The sequence below is a fragment of the Ensifer adhaerens genome (assembly GCF_002940685.1).
GTDB classification, from domain to species: Bacteria; Pseudomonadota; Alphaproteobacteria; order Rhizobiales; family Rhizobiaceae; genus Ensifer; species Ensifer adhaerens_E.
The window spans coordinates 12467-38866 of record NZ_PNFP01000005.1 but is presented as its reverse complement, the minus strand read 5'-3'; the positions used below and the strand labels follow the sequence as shown (position 1 = coordinate 38866).

Below are 26400 nucleotides of genomic sequence, written 5' to 3'. Positions count from 1 at the left end.
ATCAAGCCCAAAGCGGGAGCAGGGAAGGTGCGTGCCTTAGCGCGCGTCTGCCACCCTGTGCAGTTCCCGCTCGTTCGGATCAGCGGGCCTTGGCAGCGCCGCGAAGCGCGATCGCTGCGAGCACGAGGCTGGCGATCACGTTCCATCCGGCAAAGGACAGGCCAAGAACCCGGAGCGCGGCATCCGTGCAGGACGGGGCATGTTTGGAATCGAGATCGCCGAGCAGGTCGCCGACATTGGACGAAATCCCTTGAGCGGTCGTCGCGCAGGTGGACGGACCTTCCCAGAAGCCCCACTCGGCGCCCGAATGATAGACGCCCATGCCGGCGCCGACGAGCATCAGGATGCCGATGATGAGAAGCAGCGTGCGTGTCGTCCACGCCGGCAGCTTGAACGCGCTCGTGGCGATGGCCAGAACACCGACCGGGATGCCCCAGTAATAGGGATCGCGCTGCAAGAGGCAGAGCGCACAGGGGATATAGCCACCGATATGCTCGAAGCCGAGCGCCCCGCCGACGGTCGCCGCCATGCCGAGCGTGACGACAAGGGCGATGAAGAGATGCTGGCGGGATTGGGTGGCGGCGTCGATCATCTGTACCTCGCGGGCGGCAGCTCTAAACCGAGGGATGCCGCAGTGCAAACTGGATGGCGCCTTCTTAGGCAGGATCGGTCACGCTGTAAATCGCAGCCGCCGCGACCGGTCCGCACGCTTTCGTGATTGTCTCCGGCGCATCCCGAAAATGATGGTTGACCGCGGCGAAATCCTCAGTGTAAACCCGAGCCGCTGATATCGCACTTCCCTGAGCCCCATTGGCGGAATTGGTAGACGCGCTCGACTCAAAATCGAGTTCCGAAAGGAGTGCTGGTTCGACCCCGGCATGGGGCACCACCTACACCAATAAGCTATTGTTTTTGTTGTTCTTTTTCGCTGTATTGCCCCACATTTCGCACTCCGAAATGTGTGGGACAAGATAAGGCCTACTTTTGTTCCGGCACGAGCTTGTGCATGGCTCCTGCCGATCAAAGTGGAGGGGTCAATGCCTCATCATCGAACTTCCGGATTTCAACTAGTCCTAGTCCGGACTTAAGCTTGACTCCCCACGGCCCAATTCGCATTTTTACAATTCGTCCATCGTCATGCGTAATCCAAAAATCCACTTTAGAGACCTGCGGCACCTCATGACGGATAGCTGAATAGTGCTTTGCTGCGAGACCCAGGTGACTCTCATCACCCTCAAATACACAGCCAGTTATTTTCGGGCCAGATTGGTCCGCTGGAACCCACTTTGTCTGTGGGTACCGGATCCATTGCTTTCGCGTTGAATCTTTCAGATAATTAGTACCTGACTGGGTTCGCAAATCGGCAGTAAACACTAAAGATCCATCGTCCTGCTCGGCATAAACCGTCACGCTCGACCGGGTAGCGTTCATGGTTGCCGCGTATGCTAAGTTGACGATTTCACAAGATTGGTCTTGGCCAATGTCACTGTTAGCTTCCGCCGGTTGAACTGCGCTAATGACGACCAATGTCGCTCCCGCCAATCCCATCAAAAGTTCAGAGATGCACTTCATGAATCGCCCCTATCTTGACGGCCTCACCATGTAGTCAGATGAGTCTGATGCAAAGCTAGAATGAAGTGCAATTTGAGCGCTGTTCTGCCACTTCACTCCAGATGGTTCATTTCCTTTCTAGGTGGGACATGAGCGAGAGAAAAGATAATAAAACGGCGCTGGCTTGATGTGTCTCGCAAACTGGTAAGCCACTGATGCCGCTCGTTTGCTTTGCTTCGGCATGGGGCACCACCATCCAAACTGACACCGTTTCTTGGTTCGCAAGCCGCCGCATGCGCATCGCGCCCGCGCGTTCGATGGCCAGGGTCAGCCTATGGCTGCGCCCCGGCACGAAGAGATCGTGCGCTCACCCGTCGGTCGGTTCCCAAAGCTCGATCGGGTTGCCTTCGGGATCGTGGATGCGGGCGAAGCGGCCGACCTCCGAATCCCACTCGGCTCGCGTTTCCACCGTGATCCCGCTCGCCTCCAGCGCCGTTATGAACCCATCGAGATCATCGACCCGGAAGTTGATCATCCATTGCTGCTCGGCCCGGCCAAAGTAGTCGGTGCTTTCCGAGAATGGGCCAAAGATCGTCGTTCCCGCCTCCTGCCGCCACACGGATTTGTGCAGGTCGTCAATTCCAAGATGCTTTTCGTACCAGGCGGCGAGTGCGGCCGGGTCTGCTGCCCTGAAAAACACCCCGCCAATTCCAACGACCTTGGGCATCGACTTTCTCTCCCGCTGTCAGCGGATGATGCCGCTGAATTCGCTTGCAGACAACTCTAGGTGATGGTTTGGATCAGGACTTGCCGTGACGGTGGCCTGTCGGGTGGCCATATCACCCAATCGTACAGCCGATTTGTCGCAGTGACATTCGAGCATGCTTCGATAAAACAGAATGATCTTTCTGTTTTGGATTCGCGATGCTCGAATTGATTTTTCCGTACTACCTCTGGATCAAGGCGGCCCATGTCGCTTCGGTTGTCCTGTGGCTCGGTGGGCAATGCGTGCTCGTCGTTCTGCTATCGAGCCAACGGCGGCTAGTTGCCGAGAACGGGGACGCTGCAGTCTTGAATGTCGTGGTGCAGCGTGGGCTGCGCCAGGTGGTCAATCCGGCGATGCTTGCGACACTGCTGCTTGGCGCGACACTGTTTTTTCTGCGAGGGCCAGAAACGCTTGGCGAGCCCTGGTTTCAAGTCAAGCTTGCCTGCGTGCTGACGATGACGGCGTTGCACGGCGCGATCGCGGCAACGGCTGCCGGGCTTCGTCGTGCCGATCGAGGCGTTTCGGCCCTTCGCCTGCGCACCCTGCAACTGGCTGGCCTGCTGCTGACCGTCACCATCGTTTCCATTGCCGTCGTCAAGTGAGGTTCTCATGTCCGAAGAGCAAACGCGCCACCCATTCTCCCGCCTGCTGCGCATCGCCGCGATCGTCGAGGGAACGACGCTGCTGCTGCTCGTCTTCGTCGGCGTGCCCCTGAAGCACGGTTTCGGCATCGCCGAGGTCACCCGCTTTCTCGGTCCGTTGCACGGGCTGGCTTTCCTCACCTACATCTGGGCCGTGATCAACGAACTGAGCTTGCGCGACCAGCCGCGCGGATGGGCCGCAAAGGCGATGCTGTTCAGCTTCGTGCCGGGCGGGACTTTCTGGTTCTTCCGGCGTTCGATCGCCTCGGCGAGGTAGGCGCCATGGGCTACGACAAAGGGCTGCGTACCCGAGACGAGATCCTCGAAGCCGCCGCGCGGCTCGTCTTCGTCCGCGGTTATGCGGCATCCTCCTTTTCGGAGATCACGGCCGCACTCGGCATATCGCTTGGCAAGGTCACGCACCACTTTCCGAGCAAGGCAGCGTTGTTCGAGGCCCTGTTTGCGCAGGCGGTGGCACATTTTCGCGATGAAACACTGCCCATCTTCGAGGACCCGGACCTTTCGCCGTTGCAGCGCATCGAGCGGGTGCTTTTCCGGATCGAGACGTTCTATGCGTCACAGGGAGAAATCATCGGCTGCCCGGTCGGGCAGACGATGGCCGATCCGCTGACGACAACCCCCGCGATGCGCGACCTGGCGGCAGGCGTGCTGACGGACACCGAACGGCTGATGGCGGCGAACCTCGTTCAAATGGGTTGGCCGCCGCAGCAGGCGGCGTCGCGGGCGGCCATCGTGACGGCGGCATGGCAGGGGGCGGTCCTGCTTGCCCGCGGTGGCAGCGGGATCGGCGGCTTCCGCCGGATACTCGGTCACGTCCGGCTGCTCATCAGCGAGCCACCGCAGGGCTGAGCGCGGCAAATCCTTGACGGCGCTTGCGACGATGCAAGGAAAATGCAGACGGACGCGCGGTCATTGAACATTTTGTGACGAAGGTGTTAGGTGCGCTGCAGCAAGAAAACTGTCATGGCAGCGTCATGTTACCGAGAATAGAGACCTACGACGAACTCTACCGCGCCTTCCGCTGGCAGATTCCTGAAAAGTTCAACATCGGCGTGGCCGTCAGCGACGCCTGGGCGGCGCGTGAGCCGGAGCGTGTCTGTCTCCAGCATTTCGACCCTGATGGCGCGCACCGGACGCTGAGCTATGGCGAATTTGCCCTGAAGTCCTCGGCCTTTGCCAAGGGGCTCGCGGGGGAGGGGATCGCGCCCGGGGAACGGGTGGCGATCCTGCTGCCCCAAGGGTTCGAAACGGCGATCGCCCATGCGGCGATCTACAAGCATGGCGCGATCGCGCTGCCGCTGGCGCTGCTCTTCGGTGTCGAGGCGCTCGAATACCGGCTGCGCGATGCCGGTGTCGCGGCTATCGTCACCAACGGCTTCGGCTTCGAGCGCATCGCGGCGATCCGCGAGCGACTGCCGCAGCTGCGGCTGGTCGTGCTGGCGGAGGAGGAGCCGCAGCCGGGAACGATCGCCTTCTCGGCGCTCGCGTCCGGGGATTCCTCCGGCTTCGTGCCTGCCGATACCGGCCCTGACGATCCGGCGCTGATGATCTACACGTCAGGCACGACGGGGCCGCCCAAGGGCGCGCTGCACGGGCATCGGGTGCTGCTCGGCCATCTGCCGGGCTTCGAGTTCCACCATCACTTCCTGCCGCAGGCGGGCGACCGGATGTGGACGCCGGCGGACTGGGCCTGGGCGGGCGGGCTGCTCAACGCGCTGTTGCCATCGCTGCTGCACGGCGTGCCCGTCGTGTCTTCGCCGGCGCAGAAGTTCGATCCGCATACCGCGTTCCGAATCCTTGAAGAAATGGACGTCCGCAACGCCTTCATTCCACCGACGGCGCTTCGGCTGATGAAGGCGGTCGAAAACCCGCGCGAGCGCTACCGGCTCAACCTCAGAACCATCGGATCGGCCGGAGAATCCCTTGGCCGCGAGACCTATGAATGGGCAAAGGCGGCGCTCGGGATCGACGTCAGCGAGTTCTACGGCCAGACCGAGTGCAACATCGTCCTTTCGTCGGCCGCCGATCTCGGCGTTCTCAAGCCGGGATCGATGGGCAAGGCGGCTCCCGGTCATCGGGTTGCGATCATCGATGCCGAAGGCCATGAACTGCCGGCCGGCAGCGTCGGCCAAGTCGCGGTCGGGCGACCGGACCCGGTGATGTTCCTCGGCTACTGGGGCAACGAGGCGGCGACCGAGAAAAAATTCATCGGCGACTGGATGACGACCGGGGACCAGGGCGTGATGGACGAGGAGGGTTACTTTACCTTTTTCGGCCGCGACGACGACGTCATTACCTCGTCGGGTTACCGCATCGGGCCTGGCGAGATCGAGGATTGCCTTGCCGGCCACCCGGACGTGCAACTGGCCGCCGCCGTCGGCAAGCCCGATCCGCTCCGCACCGAGATCGTGAAGGCCTATGTGGTGCTGAGGCCCGGCGTCATTGGTGACGACCGTGTCGCCAGCTCCATCCGCGAATGGGTAAAGACCCGGCTGTCGATGCACGAATATCCGCGCGAGATCGCCTTCGTCGACAGCCTGCCGTTGACGACGTCGGGCAAGGTCATCCGCCGGTTCTTGCGCGAGCAGGCGGCGGCGGAAGCGCGCGGCGAGCACATCGGAGAAGCCGTATCGTAAAGGGGCGGTGCCGGGCTAGCGCCCGGCCAGCGCCTTGATCTTGTCGCGCAGGATCCGCGCCATGTTGCGGGTGTTGCGATAGAGATGAAGCTGGGCTGCGACCTGGCGCACTTCGCGGTCGCGGGTCTGCTGCAGGCCGATGACCAGCGTTCCCATCTCCTCGCGCTCCTGCCAGAACCGGCTCATGATCGGGTGATCGGGCACGGCGCAGGAATCGGAGCGGGCGATGTTGGCATCGTCGAGATGCCATTCCGTCAGCTCAGCCAGAAGCAGCTTGCCCGGGGAGTACTTGGCATAACGCTCGTCATAGGCGGTCTTCCAGGTATAGGCCTCGCCCGACATCAGGAAGACGACCATCGAGGCGATCGCCTTGCCGTCGAGATCGAGCGTGTGGATGCGCACGCTGTCGCCGTCGGCGAGATTGGTGATCGCCTCGCGTGCGAAGGCGGCGCGGAAACGGTCGAGCACCATGGCGCTGCGCGCCTTGCCCTTCCAGCCGGAAGCTTCGAGCGCCAGGAATTCCTCCATGCGCAGGCGGACGTCGGCGGGCTGGCGGGCGACCGAATAGACGAGTTCGCCCTGCTTTTCGAGATTGTTCCACTGCCGCCGCAACTCGCGGAAATGCGCCGCGCTGATGGAATTTCGCAGATAGGTCGGTCCGTCCAGCAGGCTTTCGAGCATCGGCCGGCTGAAGGTGTCGGTCACCGTCAGCGGCAGGTTGCGGCCGATGGCGACGGCGCGGGTAAGGCGGGCGACCTTGCCGTTCAATCGCATGTCGGGCAGCACCAGGATCGAGGGCAGGCCCGTTGCCGGCGCCGCAAATGCTTCGAACAGGTTGTCGATGGTCTCGGCCGCATCCTCGGCGTCGAGCAACGGCACGCCGAGCGGACCGAACGGGTTCGACCAGGCGCGAATGATCGGCGCGCCGATCGAGAAGCCGGGCTTTTCGATCGAGAACGGCATCAGGAAGCGCAGCCGGCTGCGGCGCTCGTCGTTGTCGCGCATGATCGCAAGCCGGATGACGCGCTCTTCCAGCCGCGGCATCGCCGGCGCCAGGAAGCGGCCGGTGAAGAAGACGTTCGGCTCCAAGGCCCGGTTCGACAAGAAGTCGAGCTCGCGCTGCAATTCGTAGCCGGCCCGGGCCGGATAGATGGCGAGATGGCGTCCGGGGCGTCCGACCTCGATCAGGTGCTCTGCGGTCGGTCCGCTTTCGCCGTCCTGCGCCAGACCGCCCAGAACCCGTGCGGCCCGGCTGTTTGCATCGCTCGGAAGATTGGTATTGCCGATCATGGATGGACAGCCCCGTTGTTATCATGGCCGGCCCGTGCGCTTGCGAAGGCAAAGAGCGCGAAGCCGAAGGTACGCCGGACGGCGATGTGCAGCAGCATCGCCTCTACGAACATAGCACCAGCGGTTGCAAAAGCAGCACCGTTCAGTCCGAAAAGAGGGATGAGGCTCAGGTTGAGTGCGATGTTGACCACCAGAGCGCCGGCGTAGAGAACCACGCACAGCGTCTGTTGGCCGGCCATTGTCAGCAGCGTTTCGGCCGGGCCGACAAAAGCCTTGGCGAGCATACCCGCAAAAAGGACCATCATCAGCGGCAGCCCGGTGACGAAGGCCGGCCCGAACAGTGAAAGCAGGAAGGGCCCCGCCAGAAGCACCAGCGCGCCGACCAGCAGCGACGGCCAGAAGGCCCAGCGGGCGCTTTCGATTGCGATGCCGGGGATCTGGCCGGGATCGCGCGCCATGGCGTTGGAGACGCGCGGGCCTGCGGCTGCCTTGACCGCGAACATGACGAAATGCACAAGCGCCATGGTCTTGGCGGCAGCGAAATAGATCGCGACGTCGTCCGGCTCGAGGTAGAGGCCGACGATCACCACATCGGAATTGGTCAGGAGAAACCCGAAACCATCGACCAGGAAGACGGGGACCGAGACCTTGAGCCAGCGGCGAAGCTCGATGCGCCGCGGCCCCGGCACATAGCGTGAGCGAAGACGGTAGGTCAGCACCAGGAACTGCCCGACGGTGGTGACATAGGCCGCCGCCATGGCTGCGATCATGGCGGTTTGCGCCGTATGGGGCGCCCCTGCGATGACCGCGAGAACCATGAAGACGAGGACGAGCACCGGCCGAATGATGAAGGTGGGGCTCAGGGCGGAGAGCGCCCAGCCATGGGCCCTGGCCGTACCGTCCATGACATCGCCGAGCGAGATCATCGGCAGGGTGAAGAGCCCGAGATAGAGAGGCACGAGGTAATAGGCCTCGATGTGGGCTCCAAGGAGCCAGAGACAGGCAAGACCGAGGATCGCAACCGTGGTGGCGGAAGAAAGGGCGAAGACACGGACTGTCGTCGTCACGCCGCGGATTTCGTCCATGGCCGCCGAGGCCTGGTACTCCGGCAGGAAGCGGATGACGACGGAGTGAAATCCGACGCAGGAGAGGCTGCCGAACAGGATGACCAGCACCCAGACGAAGACGAAGATGCCGTATTCGAACTCGCCCATCAGCCGCGCGAGGATGATCTGCGACAGGAAGGCGATCGCGGCGCTGACGATGCGGACGGAAAAGGCAACGAGCGCCATGCGGCGCGCGGCGTTCTTCGCATCGGTGCCGGTCAGGATGGAGAGGAGGCCGCTGATTATTGCGGACAGGCGGTGTCTCAATGCCGACGGCAGCATTCGTCCGGCCGTTTGACATACCGCCATGAACACGAGAACACCCTGAGATTACGCAATACAGGGTCTCAGTACTGCCAGAACAGCGTTAACAAAGGGTGCAGCGCGGTTGTAAGGATTGGGGGCAACCATGCCGATTGTGGACAGTGACAGCCTGTTCCCGATCGCCGTCAACCTTTGTTGACGAGGCCTGCATCGTCAACTAAGGTTGACGCATGGTTGACCTGCACGACATTACCATTCCGACCGACCCCGACGAAGCGCTCGCCGCTGTCGTCGCCCTGCGAAGGCTGGCCGACAGCATCGAGCGCCAGGCCGTGCGTTCCGCACTGCGCCAGGGCTGGTCCTGGTCGAGGATCGCCCAGGCGCTCGGGATCAGCAAGCAGGCAGCCCACAAGCGGCTTTCGGACGTGGCCGCAGACAACGGCTCGACATGACGGGAGATTGCGATGTTCGAAGCTATCAAATCGAAACTCAATGACATCGGCACCATCAAGTTGCTCTGCGAGCGGGCGGAAGCCCACGCTCTCTTGGACCAGCAGCGGGAACCCGGTGCCGAACATTTCCTGTTGGCCGCGCTCGATCTGCCTGACGGGACTGCGCGTCTCGCCTTGGAGCAGGTGGGTACGGAGCCTGACGCCGTGAGAGCGGCGATCGAGCGGCAATACACCGATGCTCTTCGCTCGATCGGCCTGAACGCAAACATGCCAGCCGACCCGCCGATGGCGGCAAAGCCTGGCGTCTATCAGGCTGCTGCCTCGGGTCGCGAAGTCATGGAGGAACTGGCGGCAACCCGGAAGCATCATAGCCCGCTGCTCGGCGTTCATGTCGTTGGAATTGTCGCGGGCATGCCGCATGGTGTGGCGGCGCGGGCGTTCCGCGTTTTGGGCGTCGATTGCAGTGCCCTGAAATCGGCAGCCGATGCGATCGCCGAAGGTGGTCGCGTGAAAGCGTTCGATCGTTGAGCGCTGTTCTCTAAAAGCAAAATGCCGCCGAAGAGGCGGCATTTTCTATTTTGGGGGAGGGCGTGCAGTCGACAGCCTGCGTGCCCGGATCTTGCTTCCTATGCCTCGTAGATGCCGTGGCAGTGCTTGTACTTCTTGCCCGAACCGCAGGGGCAGGCTTCGTTGCGCGAGACCTTGCCCCAAGACAACGGGTTGGTTGCGTCGCGCTGCACCGGCGGGGCGGCCAGAAGCGTGCCGCCGCCGAAATCGTCCTCGCCGGTGAGCGGATCGATGTGGTGGCCATGCATGACCGGCGGAGCCGGTTGCGGCGCTTCGGCCGCTTCGCGCACCAGTTCAACGCGCATGAGCTGTGCGGTCACGGCCTGGCGCAAGTTGCCGAGCAGCGCCTGGAACAGTTCGAAGGCTTCGGACTTGTATTCCTGCAGCGGATCGCGCTGGGCGTAACCGCGGAAGCCGATGACCGAGCGCAGGTGGTCGAGGTTGACGATGTGCTCGCGCCACAGATGGTCGAGCGTCTGCAGCACGACCGAGCGTTCGACATACTGCATGATCTCCGGACCGAAACGTTCGGCACGGTCGGCGGCTTCCTTCTCGGCAGCGGCCGAGACCCGCTCGAGGATATCGGCCTCGTCGATGCCTTCCTCGGCCGCCCATTCGGTGATGGGCAGATCGAGGTTGAGGTACTGCTGCACGTCGGCCTTGAGGCCCGCGACATCCCACTGCTCGGCATAGGCCTTCTCGGGAATGCGCTTGCCGACCATCTCCTCGACGACTTCGGTGCGCATGTCGGTGACGGTTTCGGTGACGCTTTCGGCATCCATCAGCTCGATGCGCTGCTCGAAGATCACCTTGCGTTGATCGTTGAGGACGTCGTCGTACTTCAAAAGGTTCTTGCGGATGTCGAAGTTGCGCGCTTCGACCTTCTTCTGGGCGCGTTCGAGCGCCTTGTTGATCCAGGGATGGACGATCGCCTCGCCTTCCTTGAGGCCCAGCTTCTGCAGCATGCTGTCCATGCGGTCAGAGCCGAAGATGCGCATCAGGTCGTCCTGAAGCGACAGATAGAACTTGGAGCGACCCGGGTCGCCCTGACGTCCCGAACGGCCGCGAAGCTGGTTGTCGATGCGGCGGCTTTCGTGACGCTCGGTGGCCAGAACGTAAAGGCCGCCGGCGGCGAGCGCCTGCTCTTTCAGCTTCTGTACCTCGGCGCGGATCGTCTCGATACGCTGGTCGCGCTCGGGACCTGGCTCGACTTCGGACAGCTCCTGCTGGATGCGCATGTCGATGTTGCCGCCGAGCTGGATGTCGGTACCGCGACCGGCCATGTTGGTGGCGATCGTGACAGCGCCGGGCACGCCGGCCTGGGCGACGATGAAGGCTTCCTGCTCGTGGTAGCGGGCGTTCAGAACCTGGAAGTTCGCGAAGCCGGACTTCTTCAAGAGGTCGGCGAGCTGTTCGGACTTTTCAATCGAGGTCGTGCCGACCAGCATCGGCTGGCCGCGCTCATGCGCCGACTTGATCTCGTCGATGATGGCTTTGAGCTTCTCGCCCTGCGTACGATAGACTTCGTCGTCCTCGTCGATACGCTTGATCGGCAGGTTGGTCGGCACTTCGACCACTTCGAGGCCGTAGATGTTGCCGAATTCTTCCGCTTCGGTGGAGGCCGTACCGGTCATGCCGCCAAGCTTGGAGTACATGCGGAAATAGTTCTGGAAGGTGATCGAGGCGAGCGTCTGGTTCTCGGGCTGGATCTGTACCTTTTCCTTGGCTTCGAGCGCCTGGTGCTGGCCTTCGGAGTAGCGCCGGCCCGGCATCATGCGGCCGGTGAACTCGTCGATGATGACGATCTCGCCGTTGCGGACGATGTAGTCCTTGTCGCGGGTGAAGAGCTTGTGGGCCTTCAAGGCGTTGTTGACGTGATGGACGATCGCGACGTTTTCGATGTCGTAGAGCGACTCGCCCTTCAGGAGCCCCGCTTCGCGCAGCAGGTTTTCGAGCTTCTCCGTGCCGTCTTCCGAGAAATTGGCGGAGCGCTGCTTCTCGTCGATTTCGTAATCTTCCGGCGAAAGCAGCGGGATGAACTCGTTGATCGTGTTGTAGAGATCCGAACGGTCGTCGAGCGGGCCGGAGATGATCAGCGGCGTGCGCGCTTCGTCGACGAGGATCGAGTCCACTTCGTCGACGATGGCGAAGAAGTGGCCGCGCTGGACCATCTGTCCGCGCTCGTACTTCATGTTGTCGCGCAGATAGTCGAAGCCGAGTTCGTTGTTGGTGGCGTAGGTGATGTCGCAGGCATAGGCGTCGCGGCGTTGTTCGTCGGTCAGGCCGTGGACGATGACGCCAGTGGTCATGCCGAGGAAGCCGTAGATACGGTCCATCGTGCCGGCGTCGCGCTGGGCGAGGTAGTCGTTGACGGTGACGACGTGCACGCCTTTGCCGGCAAGCGCATTCAGGTAGACGGGAAGCGTCGCGACGAGGGTCTTGCCTTCGCCGGTCTTCATTTCGGCGATCGCGCGCTCATGCAGGATCATGCCGCCGATGAGCTGGACGTCGAACGGGCGCAGGCCGAGCACGCGGCGAGCTGCCTCGCGCGCCACCGCAAAGGCCGGAACCAGGAGATCGTCCAGCGTCTTGCCTTCTTCCAGCTGCTTGCGGAACTCCACCGTCTTGCTGGCGAGGGCCTCATCCGACAAAGCCTTCATTTCGGCTTCGAGAGCGTTGATGGCATCCACCCGGGCCTTGTAGCCGCGCACGCGGCGATCATTGGCGGAACCAAACAACTTGCGGGCTAGGCCGCCGAGACTGACCATATGAATGGTCCTTTCTTTTTTGTTGCCTTGGGTCTCATGGCCGCGCCGCCAAAACCGCGCAATGCCGTGAAACGCCCGGAAACTGTTCTGGACGCGAGGTTGCGTGACAGATAAGAGGGGGGTCGAATTATGTCAACGCACTTGCGCTGCCGGACGGCTACAGAACCGCCACATTCTGGTGTTGTGCAGCCGCTACAAGCTGCAGGCAATTGCGCCGAAGGCCAATGTGAAAGGTTAGTGAGCATGACCAAGTTGAAAACCCTGGCCGCCGCGGCACTGGTTGCGGCGATGGCCGTCCATGGTGGCGCGCGGGCGGAAGACGCCGATCCGGTGATCGCCAAGGTTGGCGGCGAGGAAGTGCGCCAGTCCGAGCTCAATCTCGCTCTGGGCGGTCTCGATCCGCAGCTGCAGCAGATGCCTGAAGAACAGAAGCGCGCTGCGGCGCTTTCGGCGATCATCGACGTCAAGCTCTTGTCTGCGACGGCCGAAAAGGAAGGCCTGCAGGACGACGCAACCTTCAAGCAGCGTCTCGCCTATCTCACCGAGCGCGAACTGCACAACGCCTACTTCAAGAAGCATGTCGTCGACGCCATCAGCAAGGAAGAGGTGAAGGCCCGCTACGACAAGGAAGTCGCGGCCATTCCGGTTCAGGAAGAAGTGAAGGCGCGCCATATCCTGGTCAAGACCGAAGACGAAGCCAAGGAAATCATCAAGGAGCTCGACGCCGGCAAGAGCTTCGTCGAACTTGCAAAGGCGAAGTCCACCGACCCGAACAAGAACGAAGGCGGCGACCTCGGCTACTTCACCAAGGGCCGCATGGTACCGGAATTCGAAACGGCAGCCTTCGCACTCGAAAAGGGCGCCTATACCAAGACCCCGGTGAAGACGCAGTTCGGCTTCCACGTCATTCTGGTCGAGGACAAGCGTCCGCAGGCCCCGCCGCCGCTGGAGCAGGTCGAACAGCAGGTTCGTCAGCTTGTCATGCGCGACAAGTATGTCGAGCTGCTTGCCACCGCCAAGAAGGATGCGGGCGTCGAGATTTCCGACCCGGCGCTGAAGAAGGCCTATGACGAGGCCAACAAGGCGCAGGAAGCGCAGGAAACCAAGTAATTCGATGGGCCGGCCCTGCCACTGGCGGGGCCGGCCGTCACCGCTTTTTGTCGATGCCCGGCGGTGAAAACCGTTCGGGCATTTGTCGCAACATAGCTTCCGTTCCAACACGTCACAGCAGGTTTCCCATGTCCGGCTCCGTTTCTCCGCTCGCTCCGAAAACCTTTGCCGAAATGCCCTCCGTGCGCGGTGTCCGCATGGCAACCGCAGCCGCCGGCATCAAGTACAAGAATCGTACCGACGTGCTGATGATGGTGTTCGACCGGCCGGCCGTTGCGGCCGGTGTCTTCACCCGCTCGAAGTGCCCTTCGGCTCCCGTCGATTTCTGCCGTCAGAACCTTTCCGGCGGCGTCGCGCGTGCTGTCGTCGTCAACTCCGGCAATGCCAATGCCTTTACCGGCAAGAAGGGTCGTGAAGCCACGGAACTGACCGCGAAGTCGGCGGCGAAGGCAGTCGGCTGCGCGCAGAGCGAAGTGTTCCTGGCATCGACCGGCGTCATCGGCGAACCGCTGGATGCAACCAAGTTTGCCGGCGTGCTCGACGATCTGGCCACCACCGGCAAGGAGGACTTCTGGTTCGAGGCCGCCAAGGCCATCATGACGACGGATACCTATCCGAAGGTCGCGACGCGCAGCGCCGAAATCGGCGGCGTCAAGGTGACGATCAACGGCATTGCCAAGGGCGCCGGCATGATCGCGCCCGACATGGCGACGATGCTCTCCTTCGTGGTCACCGATGCCGACATCGCCGCGGAAGCGCTGCAGGCCCTGCTTTCGGCGGGTGTCGGCCCGACTTTCAATTCCGTCACGGTCGACAGCGACACCTCGACGTCCGACACGCTGATGCTCTTTGCGACGGGTGCGGCGTCGGCCGATGGTCAACCGGCCATCTCCGATGCGGCCGATCCGCGTCTCAACGCCTTCCGCGCTGCACTGAACGACCTTTTGCGCGATCTCGCGCTCCAGGTGGTGCGTGATGGCGAAGGCGCGCGCAAGATGGTCGCCGTGACGGTCGAGGGCGCCGAGAACGACGCGGCCGCCAAGCGCATCGCGCTTTCGATCGCCAACTCGCCGCTGGTCAAGACCGCCGTTGCCGGCGAGGACGCCAACTGGGGCCGGGTGGTCATGGCCGTCGGCAAGTCCGGCGAAATGGCCGAACGCGATCGGCTGGCGATCTGGTTCGGCGATGTGCGCGTGGCCGTCGATGGCGAGCGTGATCCCACCTATTCCGAAGCGGCTGCCACCGCCGTTATGAAGGAAGAGGACATCACGATCCGCGTCGAAATCGGCCTCGGCTCGGGTCGCGCCACCGTCTATACCTGCGACCTGACGAAGGAATATGTCGAAATCAACGGCGATTACCGGAGCTGAGGCGCCGGTTCGGTGATGATGAGCGGCCTGGCGTGCCGGGCTGCCCAGAGGTAGCAAGATGACATCGAGTGATATTCGGCCCGCGACGGGCAAGCCCAAGGCCGAAGCTGGGGAAGTGGCAATGGTGGATCTTCCGAACGTGCGCCGTCTCGAGGCCGTGGGTTTCCGCGCGTGGCCGGCAGCGTCCGTGCAATATGACGGCAGCTGGCTGATCCGGCTCAATGCGGGCCACGATTCCAAGCGGCTGAATTCCGTCAATCCGCTTGATCCGTCCGACTATCGCGACATCCCGATCCGTCTCGAAAAGGCTGCAAGGCGGTTTGCCGATTACGGCCGGCCGCTGACCGTGCGCCAGACGCCGCTGACGCCGCCGCAACTCGTTGCCCATATGGATGCCGAAGGCTGGACCGCGTTCAGCCGCAGCCTCGTCATGACGGTCGATCTTGTCGAGCGCGAGTTTGGCGACGGCATCGACCACCTGCCGATCAAGGATGTCGGCCGCTTCGTCGACGCCTGCATCGGCATTGCGAAGGGCGATCCGAAGCGCAAGGCGGCACTCGCCGAGATCATCAACGCGATCAAGCCGGAGAGTGGCCTCTTCCTGTTCGAGGATGCGGAAACGGGGCCGACCGCCGTGGCGCTTGTCGTCCAAGACAACGATCTTGCCGGCATCATGCAGTTTGCCGTGGACGAGCAGGTCCGCGGCCAGGGCGTCGGCAAGGCCATGCTCGACGTCTGCCTGCGCTGGGCGCGCCTGCGTGGCGCCAAGAAGGCCTGGCTGCAGGTGGAGGCGGACAACAGCGCGGCGCTCGCGCTTTACCGTGGTGCCGGGTTCTCCGAAGTCTACAACTACATCTACCGAACGCCGGGAGCTTGAGGCCATGGACGCCAACGGAAAGAAGATCGTGCTTGTCGCGGCCTGCGCGCTTGTCGATTCCGATGGCCGTATCCTGCTCGCGCAGCGGCCGGAAGGAAAGTCGCTCGCCGGCCTCTGGGAATTTCCGGGCGGCAAGGTCGAAGCCGGCGAGACACCGGAGGAAACCCTGATCCGCGAGCTCGAGGAAGAACTCGGCATCCGCACCAAGGTCGCGTGCCTCGCACCGCTCACCTTCGCCAGCCACACCTATGACGATTTCCACCTGCTGATGCCGCTCTATGTCTGCCGCCGCTACGAGGGGATGGCAACCGGTCGGGAAGGCCAGGCGATCAAGTGGGTCCGGCCGAAGGCCCTGCGCGATTATCCGATGCCGCCAGCCGACGAGCCGCTCATCCCGTTTCTTATGGATTTGCTCTGAACCTACCCGAATTCTGATTGATTATTAATCGATCGTTTATCTCCCTCGCGCAAAGATAGCTCCAATTCAGTTTCGGTACGGATCGTTGGCAAACGGCGTACTGATTTCAGGCAGTGCGGTTGAACCAAGCTTGGGAAGGACGCTTGCGTTCGCCGTACTTTGTGCGTTTGTGAGGCTGGGATGGTGGATGACGATTTCTGGAGCACGGTTCAGGAAAAGGATCTGATGACAAATCAGTCCCGCCGGACAGGTGTGCTCAATCTGTCGCTGCTGTTTGGAACGGCGGTGATCGCGCTGACGCTGATCCTGACGCCCATGCTGTCGTCCAAATCCGACAAGCGCATCATGGCCAACACCCCCGTCGACTACGACAATATTTCCACCGGCTCCATCCCTTCGAACGGGACCACCAAGCGCTACACGGTTCGGCGCAGCGTCCTTCAGGAAATGCCCGGAGCGGTTTGCATTATCGATGCCGACGGCCGCAAGAGCGGATGCTGAAACGAACGCTGTCGGTCCGTTTGGTGCTGGCTTGCGTTTCAGAGTGAACACGGAATCAGGCTGGGGACGCATGGAAACGCTAAGACGCTTGCTTCGCGGTGCGGACGGTGGCATCGCCATCGAGTATGCGCTGATCGCCGCCGTCGTCGCTCTCAGCCTGATAATCGGAGCCGAAAGCATCGGCAGTGCCCTTTCCTCCATCTACGAATCGCTCGCGGCAGTGCTTCCGAGCGCCTAGGCAGAGTTCCGGGATGGAGCGTCAGCGCCGCCGTTAAAGCGGCTGCTCCTTCGTGCCAAGCGCTGCCGAAAGCCGTTGTTTCGCGGAGCCCGGCTTCAACGGCTTCTGCTGGCTTTCGTGCGGCGCCCAACCGGACAGATAGATGATCGAGAACGTTGCACGAATGCGGCCGTCCGGATCGGAGAAACGTTCCGCGTAGATTTCCGCAGCTCTGAGGAAAAAGCGCCGGGAAACGGGCAATCGGCTGCGCGCAGAAAGCGGGCTGCTCATGCCCATGGCGCGCAGGTCCCGGATCAGGGCGAACAACGAATCATAACGCACCGTGTAGGTTTCCGTGTCGGTGACCGGCAGCGCGAAGCCGGCCCTCTGCAGGAGCGCGCCGACGTCCCTGACGTCGGCGAAGGGAATGACGCGCGGACTGGCGCCGCCGGTCAGCTCGGCTTCCGCAGCCAGCAATGCCTCGCGCAGTTCTTGCAGCGTGCCGCTGCCGGGAATGGCGGCAAGGAACAGCCCGTCGGGCTTCAGCGCCCGCCGCACCTGGATGAAGGCGCCCGGCGTATCGTTGGTCAGATGCAGCGAAAGCGGCGAGACGATCAGGTTGAGGCTCTCGGGTTCTGCCGGAACCTCCTCGAGCGAGGCGATGGTCACCGGTGCTTCGTCCGAGCCGAAGCGGGCGTCGGTCTCGACGCGCTCGATGGCGTCGATCTTGCCGGTCGCCATCAGCTGGCGGGCGGTCTCACCGGTGTAGCCGTGCAATTCCAGCGCGCGGTCAAAGTGACGCTCGACGACGCCGACCCGTTCGGCAAGCTCCTGGGCGACGATGTCGAGAAGGAAACCGGCCTTCGGATCTGCGTTTCTAAGCGCCCTTGCCCGGTGCGCCTCGACGAGGCTCTGGTCAAAGATTTTTTCCACGATAGTCTCTCCGCGCGATGGGCAGCAAAGAGACCTTCGGAGGCACAAAGTCAACCGCATGGTATGGGAGAGGTTGCGTATGCCGCAGGCGTGGCGAGGAGGATTGCTGGGAAGGCTCGGCTCAGGGCTCGTCGACCTCGTTTTTCCGCCGGTGTGTTGCGGCTGCGGCCGAATGGTCGGCGACCATCGCGCGGTCTGTTCCTCGTGCTGGGCGACGCTGCCGCTGATCGAGCGGCCCTATTGCGACATTCTCGGCACGCCGTTTTCGATCGACCACGGCGCCGGGTCGGTATCGCCTGAAGCGATCGCCAACCCGCCGGCCTTCGACCGTCTTCGCTCGGTGGCGATCCACGAGGGCGTCGCCCGCGATCTGGTCCACGGGCTGAAGTATCGCGACCGCACGGATCTCGCGCCGATGATGGCGGCATGGATGATCCGGGCGAGCGACGGCGCCGTCGCTTCCGCAGACGCGATCATTCCGGTGCCGCTGCATGCCTTCCGGCTGTGGAAGCGGCGGTTCAACCAGTCGGCCGAACTGGCGCGGGCCATTGCGCAACTCTCCGGCCGACCCTATCAGCCCGATATCCTGAAGCGCGTCCGGCGCACGAGCCCGCAGGTTCGCCTGGGGCTGCGTGCCCGCGAGGATAACGTGCGCGGCGCTTTCGCGGTCTCGAAAAGCGGCAGGGCGGGTCTCAGCGGGAAAAGCGTGGTTCTCGTCGACGATGTATATACGACGGGTGCAACCGTGGCCGCAGCGACCCGTGCGTTGAAGCGGGCGGGGGCCGGGTCGGTCACGGTTTTGACCTTTGCAAGAGCCGTATCCGGTCTTATATGACAATCAGATGTCCGGCACGGTCGCCGGCAAGGGAGCGGTTCAGGATCATGGCTTCGGTGGTCATTTATACGCGTCAGTTCTGCGGTTATTGCTCGGCCGCGAAGAAACTCCTGGAAACCAAGGGCGTTTCGTTTCTCGAGCACGATGCCACCTATGATCCGAAGGTCCGGCAGGTGATGATCGAGAAGTCGCATGGCGGCTCGACGTTCCCGCAGATCTTCATCAACGACATTCATGTCGGCGGCTGCGACGACCTGCATGCGCTGGAGCGCGCCGGCAAACTCGACGCGATGCTGGCTGCCTGAGGCACCGCACCCCTGCAAGAGGCGACGTCCCGTTTTGTCAGCGGTGAGCGCCGGGAGTTGGACGAGATGATTTTCAAGGCCGCAGCCATCCAGATGTGTTCCGGCGTCGATCCGCGCAAGAATGCGGAGACGATGATGCGGCTGGCGCGTGAGGCGGCAGCTCAGGGCGCGACCTATATCCAGACACCGGAAATGACCGGGGCCCTTCAGCGGGACCGGGCGGCTCTGCGCGCGATCCTGAAGGACGAGGCCAACGATCTCATCGCTGCAGCGGCCGCGAAACTGGCTGGCGAACTCGGCGTCTATCTCCATGTCGGCTCGACGCCGATCGCGCTTGCCGACGGCAAGATCGCCAATCGCGGACTGCTCTTCGGACCGGACGGCGGCAAGATCTGTGACTACGACAAGATCCACATGTTCGATGTCGATCTCGACAACGGCGAAAGCTGGCGGGAAAGTGCCGCCTACCAGCCCGGCAGCATCGCGCGGCTGGCCGAGCTTGATCTCGGCAAGCTCGGCTTTTCCATATGCTACGACGTGCGCTTCCCGGAGCTTTTCCGGCAGCAGGCGGTTGCAGGCGCCGAGATCATGTCGGTGCCTGCCGCTTTCACCCGGCAGACGGGCGAGGCGCATTGGGAAATCCTGCTTCGCGCCCGCGCGATCGAAAACGGCCTCTTCGTCATTGCTGCGGCACAGGGCGGCACGCATGAAGACGGACGAGAGACCTTCGGTCATTCGATGATCATCGATCCCTGGGGTCGCGTGCTCGCCTCGGCCGGCCCGACCGGCGAGGCGATCGTACTTGCCGACATCGACGTGGCCGCCGTGCACGCGGCGCGTGCCAAGATACCGAACTTGAAGAACGCCCGCAGTTTCGTGCTCGACGAAGTGGTGCCGACCGGGAAGGGAGGCGTTGCCGCTTGATCCGCTATACACTTTCCTGCGACAACGGCCACGATTTCGAGGGCTGGTTCTCGTCGAGCGATGACTTCGACCGCCAGGTCGAGCGCAAGCTGGTTTCCTGTCCCGCCTGCAACTCCACCACCGTCGCCAAGCAACTGATGGCGCCGTCGGTCGCGACTGCACGCAAGAAGGAAGCGACGCGGGCGGTGATCATGGATCAGGCGCAGAGGGAAACGATTGCCAAGATCCGCGAGCTGGTAAAGACCGTGCGCGAGAACGCCGAGGATGTCGGCGAGCGCTTCCCGGAAGAAGCGCGCAAGATCCACTATGGCGAGGCGGAAGAACGCGGCCTGATCGGCAAGGCGACGGCGGAAGAGGCCGTTGCACTGCTCGAAGAAGGCATTGCCGTCGCGCCGCTGCCGATCCTGCCCGACGAGGTCAACTGACGCGGCGCACTTTCTTCTGCGCGCGCCTAAATTTTGGCGACTGCTCTTTAAAAACAATGCCTTGGTTCCCATCTCGCAGCTTTGCAATGGGAGATTTCCAGACAATGGCATTGTCCGAAGTTCGCATTTCCACCGATCGCCTCGTTATCCGGCCCTTCGCGCCGGACGATTTTCCAGCGTTCTTCGCCTATCACAGCCTGCCTGAGGTTTATCGCTATCTCTATCAGGAACCGCTCGACGAAACGGCGGCGCGGGCAAAATTCGCCAAGGCGTCGCTGCCACGTCTCGACGATGACGGTGATGTCGCGGTGTTTGCCGTCGAGCGCCGGGAAGACGGGGCGCTGATCGGCGAAGTGCTGCTGAAGCTCGCAAGCCGTGCGGCCGAGCAGGCGGAGACCGGGTACATCTTCAATCCCGACTTTGCCGGCAAGGGCTATGCCACCGAGGCGATGAAGGCCATTCTCGACCTCGGCTTTTCGACGTTGAAGTTTCACCGGATCTTTGCCCGCCTGGATGCCCTCAACAAAGGGTCGGTCGGTGTCGTCGAGCGTCTGGGCATGCGCCGCGAAGCGCATCTGATCGAGAACGACCGGTTCAACGACGCTTGGGGCGACGAGTATGTCTACGCGCTTTTGAAGCGCGAGTGGCAGGCCAGGTCCGAGCTTGCTTGATACGCCGGAGGCGGTCGGCCGCTTACAGCGGCCGCTTGGCGGCGATCATGTAGTTGACGTCCATGTCGTTCGACAGGTTCCACTGATTGGCGAGCGGATTGAAGAAGACACCGGTCCGCTCGGTCACTTCGAGGCCGTTGGCCACGAGCGGTTTCTCCAGCTCTTCCGGGCGCACCAGCTTTTCATACTGGTGCGTGCCGCGCGGCAGCCAGCGCAGAACGTTTTCGGCCGCGAAGATGGCGAGCGCTGCCGCCTTCATGGTGCGGTTGATGGTGGCGACGAACATGAGGCCGCCGGGGCGCACCATATGGGCGCAGGTGGTCATGAAGAAATCGACGTCGGCGACATGCTCGACCACTTCCATGTTGAGCACGATGTCGAAGCTCTCGCCGGCTTCGGCGAGCGCTTCGGCGGTTACGGCGCGGTAGTCGACGGCGACACCGCTGCCGGCCGCATGGGTCTTGGCGATGCCGATGTTCTTTTCCGAGGCGTCGGCGCCGAGAACGTCGGCGCCCATGCGCGCCATCGGCTCCGACAGCAGACCGCCGCCGCAGCCGATATCGAGCAGGCGCAGACCTTTGAGCGGTTGCGGGCTTTTCGGATCACGGCCGAAATGCGCGGCCACCTTGTCGCGGATATAAGCGAGACGAACGGGATTGAACTTGTGCAGCGGCCGGAACTTGCCGGTCGGGTCCCACCACTCCGCAGCCATGGCGGAAAACCGGTCCACCTCGCTCTGGTCGATCGTCGTGCGTGCGGTCTCGCTCATGTCGCCGTCTCCTTGCGTCGTCCCGACAGCGCCGTGCGTCTTTCAAGGCGCGCTAAGGACGCTGTAGCACTTTGAAGTGCTGCATCATTCTATCCTTAAATCGATCTCGATTTAGGGACCTATGCAGCAGTGAAGTCGGACGATCGGGCAAGGAAGTCAAGAGGCGGTGCTGGGCCAGATCGGCGCATACGGGCGCGTGGCGGCCGTTGCCTGCTAGGTGTCGGCTTGCGGCTGGTAGTGCAGGATGACCACGCCCGATTTCAGCGGACGTGTGTGGGTGAGCTTGAGTTTCGTCCGCTTCAGCCCCGGCTTGAACAGCGGCACACCCTCACCGAGCAGCACCGGCTTGATGCCGAGACGGTATTCGTCGACGAGGCCCTTCTCGATCAGGCCGCTTGCGAAATCGGCGCTGCCGAAGATGAAGATCGTGCCGCCTTCGCGTTTCTTCAGGCGTTCCACCTCCTTGACGGCGTCGCCAGTCACAAGTGTCGTCCTTGCCCAGTCGGCCGATTTCAGCGTGCGCGAGAAGACGAATTTCTCGACGCCGTTCATGAAGGTCGCGATGTCGCCTTCGGCCGATGGCCAGTAGGCCGCCATCATCTCATAGGTCACGCGCCCGAAAAGCAGGGTGTCGGCCTCGAGCTGCGTTTCGCCGATATAGGCGGCAAGCTCGTCCTCGAAAACGAACCAGCCGATGTCATGACCGGCAGCCTCGAAGAAGCCGTCGACACTGACCATGTCCCACATGATGACCTTGCACATTGTCTCTCTCCCATTGCGGCCTCTCTTGTAAGATTGGCAAAACTGATATTATATTGCAAGTGGTTTAGTTAATGCATCAGATGGGCTCGCGCTGCCGTTTGTCTCCATGCTAATTTCTCGTGATCGGGGAGGAGGGGAATCCGGATGTCGCTGGACAGGATCGCCTGGGCCGTTGAGGTCGTTTCGCCGCGGCCCTCGGAGCGGCTGCTCGAAGTCGGCTGCGGTCACGGTGTTGCGGTGACAAAGGTCTGCGAGCGGCTCGTCGATGGGGAGCTTGTCGCCATCGACCGATCGGCTGCGATGATCGCGGCGGCAACGCGCCGAAATGCCGAACATGTTGCTGCGGGCCGGGTAACCTTGCAGGTCGCTGAGCTTCGGTCGTTCGATCCGGGCGAGCGACGGTTCGACAAGGTGTTTGCCATCCGTGTCGGCGTCTTCACTCGCGGCGATCCCAAGCAGGAATTTGCAGCACTGGTGCGGCTTTTGAAACCGGATGGGCACGTTTTTCTCTTCCACGATGAGCCGTCCACCCGTGCGGACGAGGTGGCTGCGCGGCTCGAGGTCGCGGCCCTTCGGCATCAGTGGATTGTCGAGGCGCGCCTCGCCCACGCCTTCGACGGTGGCGAGGTTGCCTGCCTGGTTGCCCGGCCGCCGCCGTCGCGATGATCGCGAAGACGCCCGCCTCTTGCGGGCGCCACGGGATGCGGCGGTCGCCGGGTTCGCCAGCGCGATCGTCAGCCGACGTCGCTTGCCGCGGCCTGCGCGAAGAAGTCTTCGGGGTCGTCGACTTCGACGAGACGGCGCTTCTCGATCAGCCAGAAGCGGTCGCCGACATTGCGCACGAAGCTGCGGTCGTGGGAGACCAGCAGGCAGCTGGTTTCATGCTTCAACAACTCGGCTTCGAGCGCCTCCTGGCCTTCGATGTCGAGATGGTTGGTCGGTTCGTCGAGCAGGTAGAAGTTGGGCTCCTTCAGGCGCAGCACCAGCATGGCAAGCCGCGCCTTCTGGCCGCCCGAGAGACGGCCGATCGCCTTTTCCTGCATGTCGATGCCGACGCCGACACCGACGAGCAGGGTACGGGCGCGCTGGTCGCCGAGCGAGAAGCGGCGGGTGAGGGCGGCAAGCGGCGTCTCCTCGTCCGACAGCCCGGCAAGCGCCTGGTCGCTATAGCCGAGCACGAGCGAGGGTGTTGCCTTCAAGGTTTCCGGCGCCTGGCCGGGCTCTTCGATCGCAGCACGGATCAGGTTGACGAGCCGGGTCTTGCCGGCGCCGTTTTCGCCAAGCAGCACGATGCGGTCGCCCTGGCAGATCCAGCGTTTGCCGGTGCGGAAGAGCGGCGTGCCGTCGGGCGTCTCGACCTGGACGTCGTCGAGCGTCACCAGGATCTTGGCGTGGGTGCCGCGATTGGCAAGCCGGATCGCGCCGGCGGAGCGCTCCTGATGCGCGGGTTTTGCCGCGTCTTCCAGCCGCTCCGCCCGCTGCTTCAGCTGCTTCGTCTTCACCGTCAGAAGGTCGCTGCCGGAATTGATGCCGATGTTGTTGAGCTTGGCGGCCTGGCGGCGAAGCTGCTGCGCCACCTTCATGTCGCGCTGGTAGCGCCGCTCCTCCGACGCGTCCACGTCATCGAGAGCCGCGCGTGCCCGCGAATAGGGAAGCGCGAAGATCGGCGATTGCTCCGGCCGCAGGAACAGCGTGCGGTTGGTGGTGGCGTCCAGGAAGGCGCGGTCGTGGCTGGCGACGAGCACCGGCACGTCGCGTGGCAGTGCGTTCAGCCAGGCTTCAAGCCTTGCGATCTTGGCGAGGTCGAGATGGTTGGTCGGCTCGTCGAGCAGCAACGCATCCGGCTCGCTGACGGCGATGCGGGCAAGCAGCATGAGCCGCTGCCAGCCACCGCTCAAGGCCGAGACGGCCCGATGGCGCAGACCCTCCGGCACGTCGAGCTGGTCGAGCACGATGTCGACGCGCCAGCTTTCGTTTTCCGCCTGGTCTGTCGACAGCGCTGAAAGAACGGCTTCGTGGAAGGAGAGGGGCAGCAAGCTGGGCGAAACGTTCTGCTCGACGTGACCGATGGTCAGGCCGCGCGAACGGGTGATCTCGCCCGCGGTCGGGTCGAAGGTGCCGGCAATCGATTTCAGGAGCGTCGACTTGCCGCGCCCGTTGGCGGCGACGATGCCGATCCGGTCACCTGACGCGACGGAGAGGTTGAGGCTGGAGAAAAGCGGTGCGCTGAGGCTGACGCCGAGATTGCGGATATTGATCAAAGCCATGGTCGTTCTCTGGACTGCACGAGCGACGATGAGGCATCCGGGGCGGCACTTCTGGCCGGGGTTTCGGATGGTTGGGCCCGAAACAGCAGGCATGCTGTCAACGGACCGCGTCGGCTCGGTATTGGAAGACGATGCAGGCGCTCAAACCGGGACGGTTGCGCACTGCATCACTCTGGGCAGACCAGGGATAGGCTCGCGAAGTTGCGAAGTATGTCCGGTCAGCCCTGCAAACGCATCTGCAGGGCTTGGACGGGGCCACGCTGGCGGTGGTGCCGGAAGAATGTCATTGCGCGCAGCCCCCTTTCTCGATTGAAGTTGCTGACCTCGTTTAGCATCGACGCCGGTAATTTTCAACGCGGCATTGTGGGGCTATGCGGCACGGAAATTTCCATCATTTGCAGCCTTCGGCAATATTGTTGCGAAAGGTGGCTGCCGGGCGTGCGGCAGAGGTGCCGAATCTGTGCCGTCTTGCCATTGCGTGCAGCCCCCCGATCCGCTAAGAGACGCCGCGACTTTCCGCTCCCCGAAGCGGTGACTGCCGATGTCCGAGAAGTCTCCCAAGCTTTTTGACCGTCGGGCGCCGGCGGGGGCTTTCCTGTCACGCGCGCCTCACGCGCGCAAATTGGGTACCGGTAGAGGCACATGGCACGCATCGTGATGAAATTCGGCGGAACGTCCGTCGCTGATTTGGACCGCATCCACAATGTCGCCCGCCATGTGAAACGCGAGGTCGATGCCGGCCACGAGGTTGCCGTCGTCGTTTCCGCCATGTCCGGCAAGACCAACGAACTGGTCGGCTGGGTGCAGAACATGCCCAAGGCCACCGGCGCCAACTCACCCTTCTACGACGCGCGCGAATACGACGCGATCGTCGCTTCCGGCGAGCAGGTGACCTCCGGGCTGCTGGCAATCGCGCTGCAGTCGATGGGCATCAATGCCCGCTCCTGGCAGGGCTGGCAGATCCCGATCCGCACCGACAACGCCCATGGCGCCGCCCGCATTCTCGACATCGACGGTGCCGAACTCATCCGCCGCATGGGCGAGGGGCAGGTTGCCGTCATCGCCGGCTTCCAGGGCCTGGGCCCGGACAACCGCGTCGCCACGCTCGGCCGCGGCGGCTCCGACACGTCGGCCGTGGCGATTGCCGCGGGGGTCAAGGCCGATCGCTGCGACATCTACACCGACGTCGACGGCGTCTACACGACCGACCCGCGCATCGAGCCGAAGGCGCGGCGGCTGAAGAAGATCGCGTTCGAGGAAATGCTGGAAATGGCATCGCTCGGCGCCAAGGTGCTGCAGGTGCGCTCGGTCGAGCTCGCCATGGTGCACAAGGTCCGCACCTTCGTGCGTTCGTCTTTCGAAGATCCCGATGCGCCGGGCATGGGTGACCTTCTCAATCCGCCCGGTACGCTGATTTGTGATGAGGATGAGATCGTGGAACAGGAAGTCGTAACCGGCATTGCCTATGCCAAGGATGAAGCCCAGATTTCGCTGCGCCGTCTCGCCGACCGGCCGGGCGTTTCCGCCGCGATCTTCGGCCCCCTGGCTGAAGCCCATATCAATGTCGACATGATCGTCCAGAACATCTCTGAAGACGGCTCGAAGACCGACATGACCTTCACCGTTCCGTCTGGTGACGTCGACAAGGCGCTGAAGGTGCTCGGCGACAACAAGGAAAAGATCGGTTACGACGTCGTTCAGTCCGAAGCCGGCCTCGTCAAGGTTTCGGTCATCGGCATCGGCATGCGCAGCCACGCCGGCGTTGCCGCTTCCGCCTTCCGTGCGCTTGCCGACAAGGGCATCAATATCAAGGCGATCACCACTTCCGAGATCAAGATTTCGATTCTGATCGATGGTCCTTATGCGGAATTGGCGGTTCGCACTTTGCATTCCGCCTACGGTCTCGATAAGAGTTAATCGACAGGCGACTGATTTGGGATTCGCAGCGGTTTCG

At 62.9% G+C, this 26400-nt stretch carries 29 protein-coding genes and 1 tRNA gene; 20 read left to right on the top strand and 10 right to left on the bottom strand.

From position 1 onward, the window contains the following. Window positions 1-79 precede the first annotated feature (79 nt). Window positions 80-592: a disulfide bond formation protein B gene (locus tag C1A35_RS11210; RefSeq protein ID WP_104664417.1), complete on the bottom strand. Its 513-nt coding sequence runs from the start codon at window positions 590-592 to the stop codon at window positions 80-82. A 212-nt stretch (window positions 593-804) separates the two neighbouring features. Between C1A35_RS11210 and C1A35_RS11205 the strand changes: the two genes are divergently transcribed. Beyond that, window positions 805-889, top strand: a tRNA-Leu gene (locus tag C1A35_RS11205). Between the two features lie 131 nt (window positions 890-1020). Here C1A35_RS11205 and C1A35_RS11200 read toward each other — a convergent pair. After that, the gene (locus C1A35_RS11200) at window positions 1021-1572 is read right to left on the bottom strand and encodes a hypothetical protein (protein ID WP_104664416.1); all 552 of its coding nucleotides are present in this window, start codon (window positions 1570-1572) and stop codon (window positions 1021-1023) included. A 346-nt stretch (window positions 1573-1918) separates the two neighbouring features. Next, window positions 1919-2278: a VOC family protein gene (locus C1A35_RS11195; protein WP_104664415.1), complete on the bottom strand. Its 360-nt coding sequence runs from the start codon at window positions 2276-2278 to the stop codon at window positions 1919-1921. Between the two features lie 197 nt (window positions 2279-2475). Here C1A35_RS11195 and C1A35_RS11190 point away from each other — a divergent pair, with 197 nt between their 5' ends. From C1A35_RS11190 to C1A35_RS11175, 4 genes are all read left to right on the top strand, one after another. After that, window positions 2476-2919 carry a CopD family protein gene (locus C1A35_RS11190; RefSeq protein WP_104664414.1) on the top strand — a complete coding sequence of 148 codons (444 nt, stop codon included), beginning with the start codon at window positions 2476-2478 and terminating at the stop codon, window positions 2917-2919. Window positions 2920-2926: 7 nt separating this feature from the next. Then, window positions 2927-3235, top strand: coding sequence for a DUF3817 domain-containing protein (locus C1A35_RS11185; RefSeq protein WP_104664413.1), 309 nt, complete (start codon window positions 2927-2929; stop codon window positions 3233-3235). A 5-nt stretch (window positions 3236-3240) separates the two neighbouring features. Further along, complete coding sequence (locus tag C1A35_RS11180) at window positions 3241-3828, top strand: TetR/AcrR family transcriptional regulator (RefSeq protein ID WP_158665048.1); 588 nt, start codon at window positions 3241-3243, stop codon at window positions 3826-3828. A 125-nt stretch (window positions 3829-3953) separates the two neighbouring features. Further along, window positions 3954-5615 carry an AMP-binding protein gene (locus C1A35_RS11175; RefSeq protein WP_104664704.1) on the top strand — a complete coding sequence of 554 codons (1662 nt, stop codon included), beginning with the start codon at window positions 3954-3956 and terminating at the stop codon, window positions 5613-5615. Window positions 5616-5630: 15 nt separating this feature from the next. Here C1A35_RS11175 and C1A35_RS11170 read toward each other — a convergent pair whose 3' ends face one another. Together C1A35_RS11170 and C1A35_RS11165 are read right to left on the bottom strand one after the other, a co-directional pair. Next, a complete protein-coding gene (locus C1A35_RS11170; protein ID WP_104664411.1) occupies window positions 5631-6905 on the bottom strand; it encodes a GNAT family N-acetyltransferase in 1275 nt (424 codons plus the stop codon). Next, window positions 6902-8293: an oligosaccharide flippase family protein gene (locus tag C1A35_RS11165; protein ID WP_199772914.1), complete on the bottom strand. Its 1392-nt coding sequence runs from the start codon at window positions 8291-8293 to the stop codon at window positions 6902-6904. Before C1A35_RS11165 ends, C1A35_RS11170 begins: the two co-directional genes overlap by 4 nt. Window positions 8294-8505: 212 nt before the next feature. Between C1A35_RS11165 and C1A35_RS11160 the strand changes: the two genes are divergently transcribed. Together C1A35_RS11160 and C1A35_RS11155 are read left to right on the top strand one after the other, a co-directional pair. After that, window positions 8506-8727, top strand: a complete 222-nt coding sequence (locus C1A35_RS11160) for a hypothetical protein (protein ID WP_104664410.1) — start codon at window positions 8506-8508, stop codon at window positions 8725-8727. A gap of 12 nt (window positions 8728-8739) precedes the next feature. After that, window positions 8740-9255 (top strand): Clp protease N-terminal domain-containing protein, encoded by a 516-nt coding sequence (locus tag C1A35_RS11155; protein ID WP_104664409.1) that lies wholly within the window; start codon window positions 8740-8742, stop codon window positions 9253-9255. Window positions 9256-9353: 98 nt separating this feature from the next. Here the strand turns inward: C1A35_RS11155 and secA are convergent, their stop codons facing one another. Further along, window positions 9354-12062 (bottom strand): preprotein translocase subunit SecA, encoded by a 2709-nt coding sequence (gene secA / locus C1A35_RS11150; protein ID WP_104664408.1) that lies wholly within the window; start codon window positions 12060-12062, stop codon window positions 9354-9356. 243 nt (window positions 12063-12305) lie between these two features. On the opposite strand from secA, the gene C1A35_RS11145 reads away from it, so the two are divergent. The 6 genes from C1A35_RS11145 (at window position 12306) to C1A35_RS11120 (ending at window position 16576) form a co-directional block, all read left to right on the top strand. Continuing rightward, entirely contained in the window at window positions 12306-13172 is an 867-nt protein-coding gene (locus C1A35_RS11145) for a peptidylprolyl isomerase (protein ID WP_104664407.1), read from the top strand. Between the two features lie 128 nt (window positions 13173-13300). Beyond that, a complete protein-coding gene (argJ, locus tag C1A35_RS11140) occupies window positions 13301-14542 on the top strand; it encodes a bifunctional glutamate N-acetyltransferase/amino-acid acetyltransferase ArgJ (protein WP_104664406.1) in 1242 nt (413 codons plus the stop codon). Between the two features lie 58 nt (window positions 14543-14600). Further along, window positions 14601-15419: a GNAT family N-acetyltransferase gene (locus C1A35_RS11135; RefSeq protein ID WP_440271520.1), complete on the top strand. Its 819-nt coding sequence runs from the start codon at window positions 14601-14603 to the stop codon at window positions 15417-15419. A gap of 4 nt (window positions 15420-15423) precedes the next feature. Further along, window positions 15424-15837 (top strand): 8-oxo-dGTP diphosphatase MutT, encoded by a 414-nt coding sequence (gene mutT / locus C1A35_RS11130; protein WP_104664404.1) that lies wholly within the window; start codon window positions 15424-15426, stop codon window positions 15835-15837. A gap of 180 nt (window positions 15838-16017) precedes the next feature. After that, a complete protein-coding gene (locus tag C1A35_RS11125) occupies window positions 16018-16338 on the top strand; it encodes a hypothetical protein (RefSeq protein ID WP_104664403.1) in 321 nt (106 codons plus the stop codon). A gap of 70 nt (window positions 16339-16408) precedes the next feature. After that, window positions 16409-16576 (top strand): Flp family type IVb pilin, encoded by a 168-nt coding sequence (locus tag C1A35_RS11120; RefSeq protein WP_104664402.1) that lies wholly within the window; start codon window positions 16409-16411, stop codon window positions 16574-16576. A gap of 33 nt (window positions 16577-16609) precedes the next feature. On the opposite strand, the gene C1A35_RS11115 is transcribed toward C1A35_RS11120, so the two are convergent. Next, entirely contained in the window at window positions 16610-17488 is an 879-nt protein-coding gene (locus C1A35_RS11115; protein WP_104664401.1) for a methyltransferase domain-containing protein, read from the bottom strand. Between the two features lie 79 nt (window positions 17489-17567). On the opposite strand from C1A35_RS11115, the gene C1A35_RS11110 reads away from it, so the two are divergent. From C1A35_RS11110 to C1A35_RS11090, 5 genes are all read left to right on the top strand, one after another. Then, the gene (locus tag C1A35_RS11110; protein ID WP_199772913.1) at window positions 17568-18323 is read left to right on the top strand and encodes a ComF family protein; all 756 of its coding nucleotides are present in this window, start codon (window positions 17568-17570) and stop codon (window positions 18321-18323) included. A 47-nt stretch (window positions 18324-18370) separates the two neighbouring features. Continuing rightward, entirely contained in the window at window positions 18371-18628 is a 258-nt protein-coding gene (gene grxC, locus C1A35_RS11105; RefSeq protein WP_077959929.1) for a glutaredoxin 3, read from the top strand. 66 nt (window positions 18629-18694) lie between these two features. Next, on the top strand, window positions 18695-19552 hold the full coding sequence (locus C1A35_RS11100) for a carbon-nitrogen hydrolase family protein (RefSeq protein WP_104664702.1): 858 nt from the start codon (window positions 18695-18697) through the stop codon (window positions 19550-19552). Beyond that, complete coding sequence (locus tag C1A35_RS11095) at window positions 19549-19977, top strand: DUF1178 family protein (RefSeq protein WP_104664399.1); 429 nt, start codon at window positions 19549-19551, stop codon at window positions 19975-19977. Before C1A35_RS11100 ends, C1A35_RS11095 begins: the two co-directional genes overlap by 4 nt. A 104-nt stretch (window positions 19978-20081) precedes the next feature. After that, window positions 20082-20648: a GNAT family N-acetyltransferase gene (locus tag C1A35_RS11090; RefSeq protein ID WP_104664398.1), complete on the top strand. Its 567-nt coding sequence runs from the start codon at window positions 20082-20084 to the stop codon at window positions 20646-20648. 22 nt (window positions 20649-20670) lie between these two features. On the opposite strand, the gene ubiG is transcribed toward C1A35_RS11090, so the two are convergent. Together ubiG and C1A35_RS11080 are read right to left on the bottom strand one after the other, a co-directional pair. Continuing rightward, window positions 20671-21417 carry a bifunctional 2-polyprenyl-6-hydroxyphenol methylase/3-demethylubiquinol 3-O-methyltransferase UbiG gene (gene ubiG, locus C1A35_RS11085; RefSeq protein WP_104664397.1) on the bottom strand — a complete coding sequence of 249 codons (747 nt, stop codon included), beginning with the start codon at window positions 21415-21417 and terminating at the stop codon, window positions 20671-20673. 213 nt (window positions 21418-21630) lie between these two features. Further along, window positions 21631-22179 (bottom strand): dihydrofolate reductase family protein, encoded by a 549-nt coding sequence (locus C1A35_RS11080; RefSeq protein WP_104664396.1) that lies wholly within the window; start codon window positions 22177-22179, stop codon window positions 21631-21633. A 144-nt stretch (window positions 22180-22323) separates the two neighbouring features. On the opposite strand from C1A35_RS11080, the gene C1A35_RS11075 reads away from it, so the two are divergent. Beyond that, the gene (locus C1A35_RS11075) at window positions 22324-22845 is read left to right on the top strand and encodes an SAM-dependent methyltransferase (RefSeq protein WP_104664395.1); all 522 of its coding nucleotides are present in this window, start codon (window positions 22324-22326) and stop codon (window positions 22843-22845) included. Window positions 22846-22913: 68 nt separating this feature from the next. Here the strand turns inward: C1A35_RS11075 and C1A35_RS11070 are convergent, their stop codons facing one another. Next, window positions 22914-24446 carry an ABC-F family ATP-binding cassette domain-containing protein gene (locus C1A35_RS11070; RefSeq protein ID WP_104664394.1) on the bottom strand — a complete coding sequence of 511 codons (1533 nt, stop codon included), beginning with the start codon at window positions 24444-24446 and terminating at the stop codon, window positions 22914-22916. A 642-nt stretch (window positions 24447-25088) separates the two neighbouring features. Between C1A35_RS11070 and C1A35_RS11065 the strand changes: the two genes are divergently transcribed. Next, complete coding sequence (locus tag C1A35_RS11065) at window positions 25089-26363, top strand: aspartate kinase (RefSeq protein ID WP_065777642.1); 1275 nt, start codon at window positions 25089-25091, stop codon at window positions 26361-26363. Window positions 26364-26400: the final 37 nt, after the last annotated feature.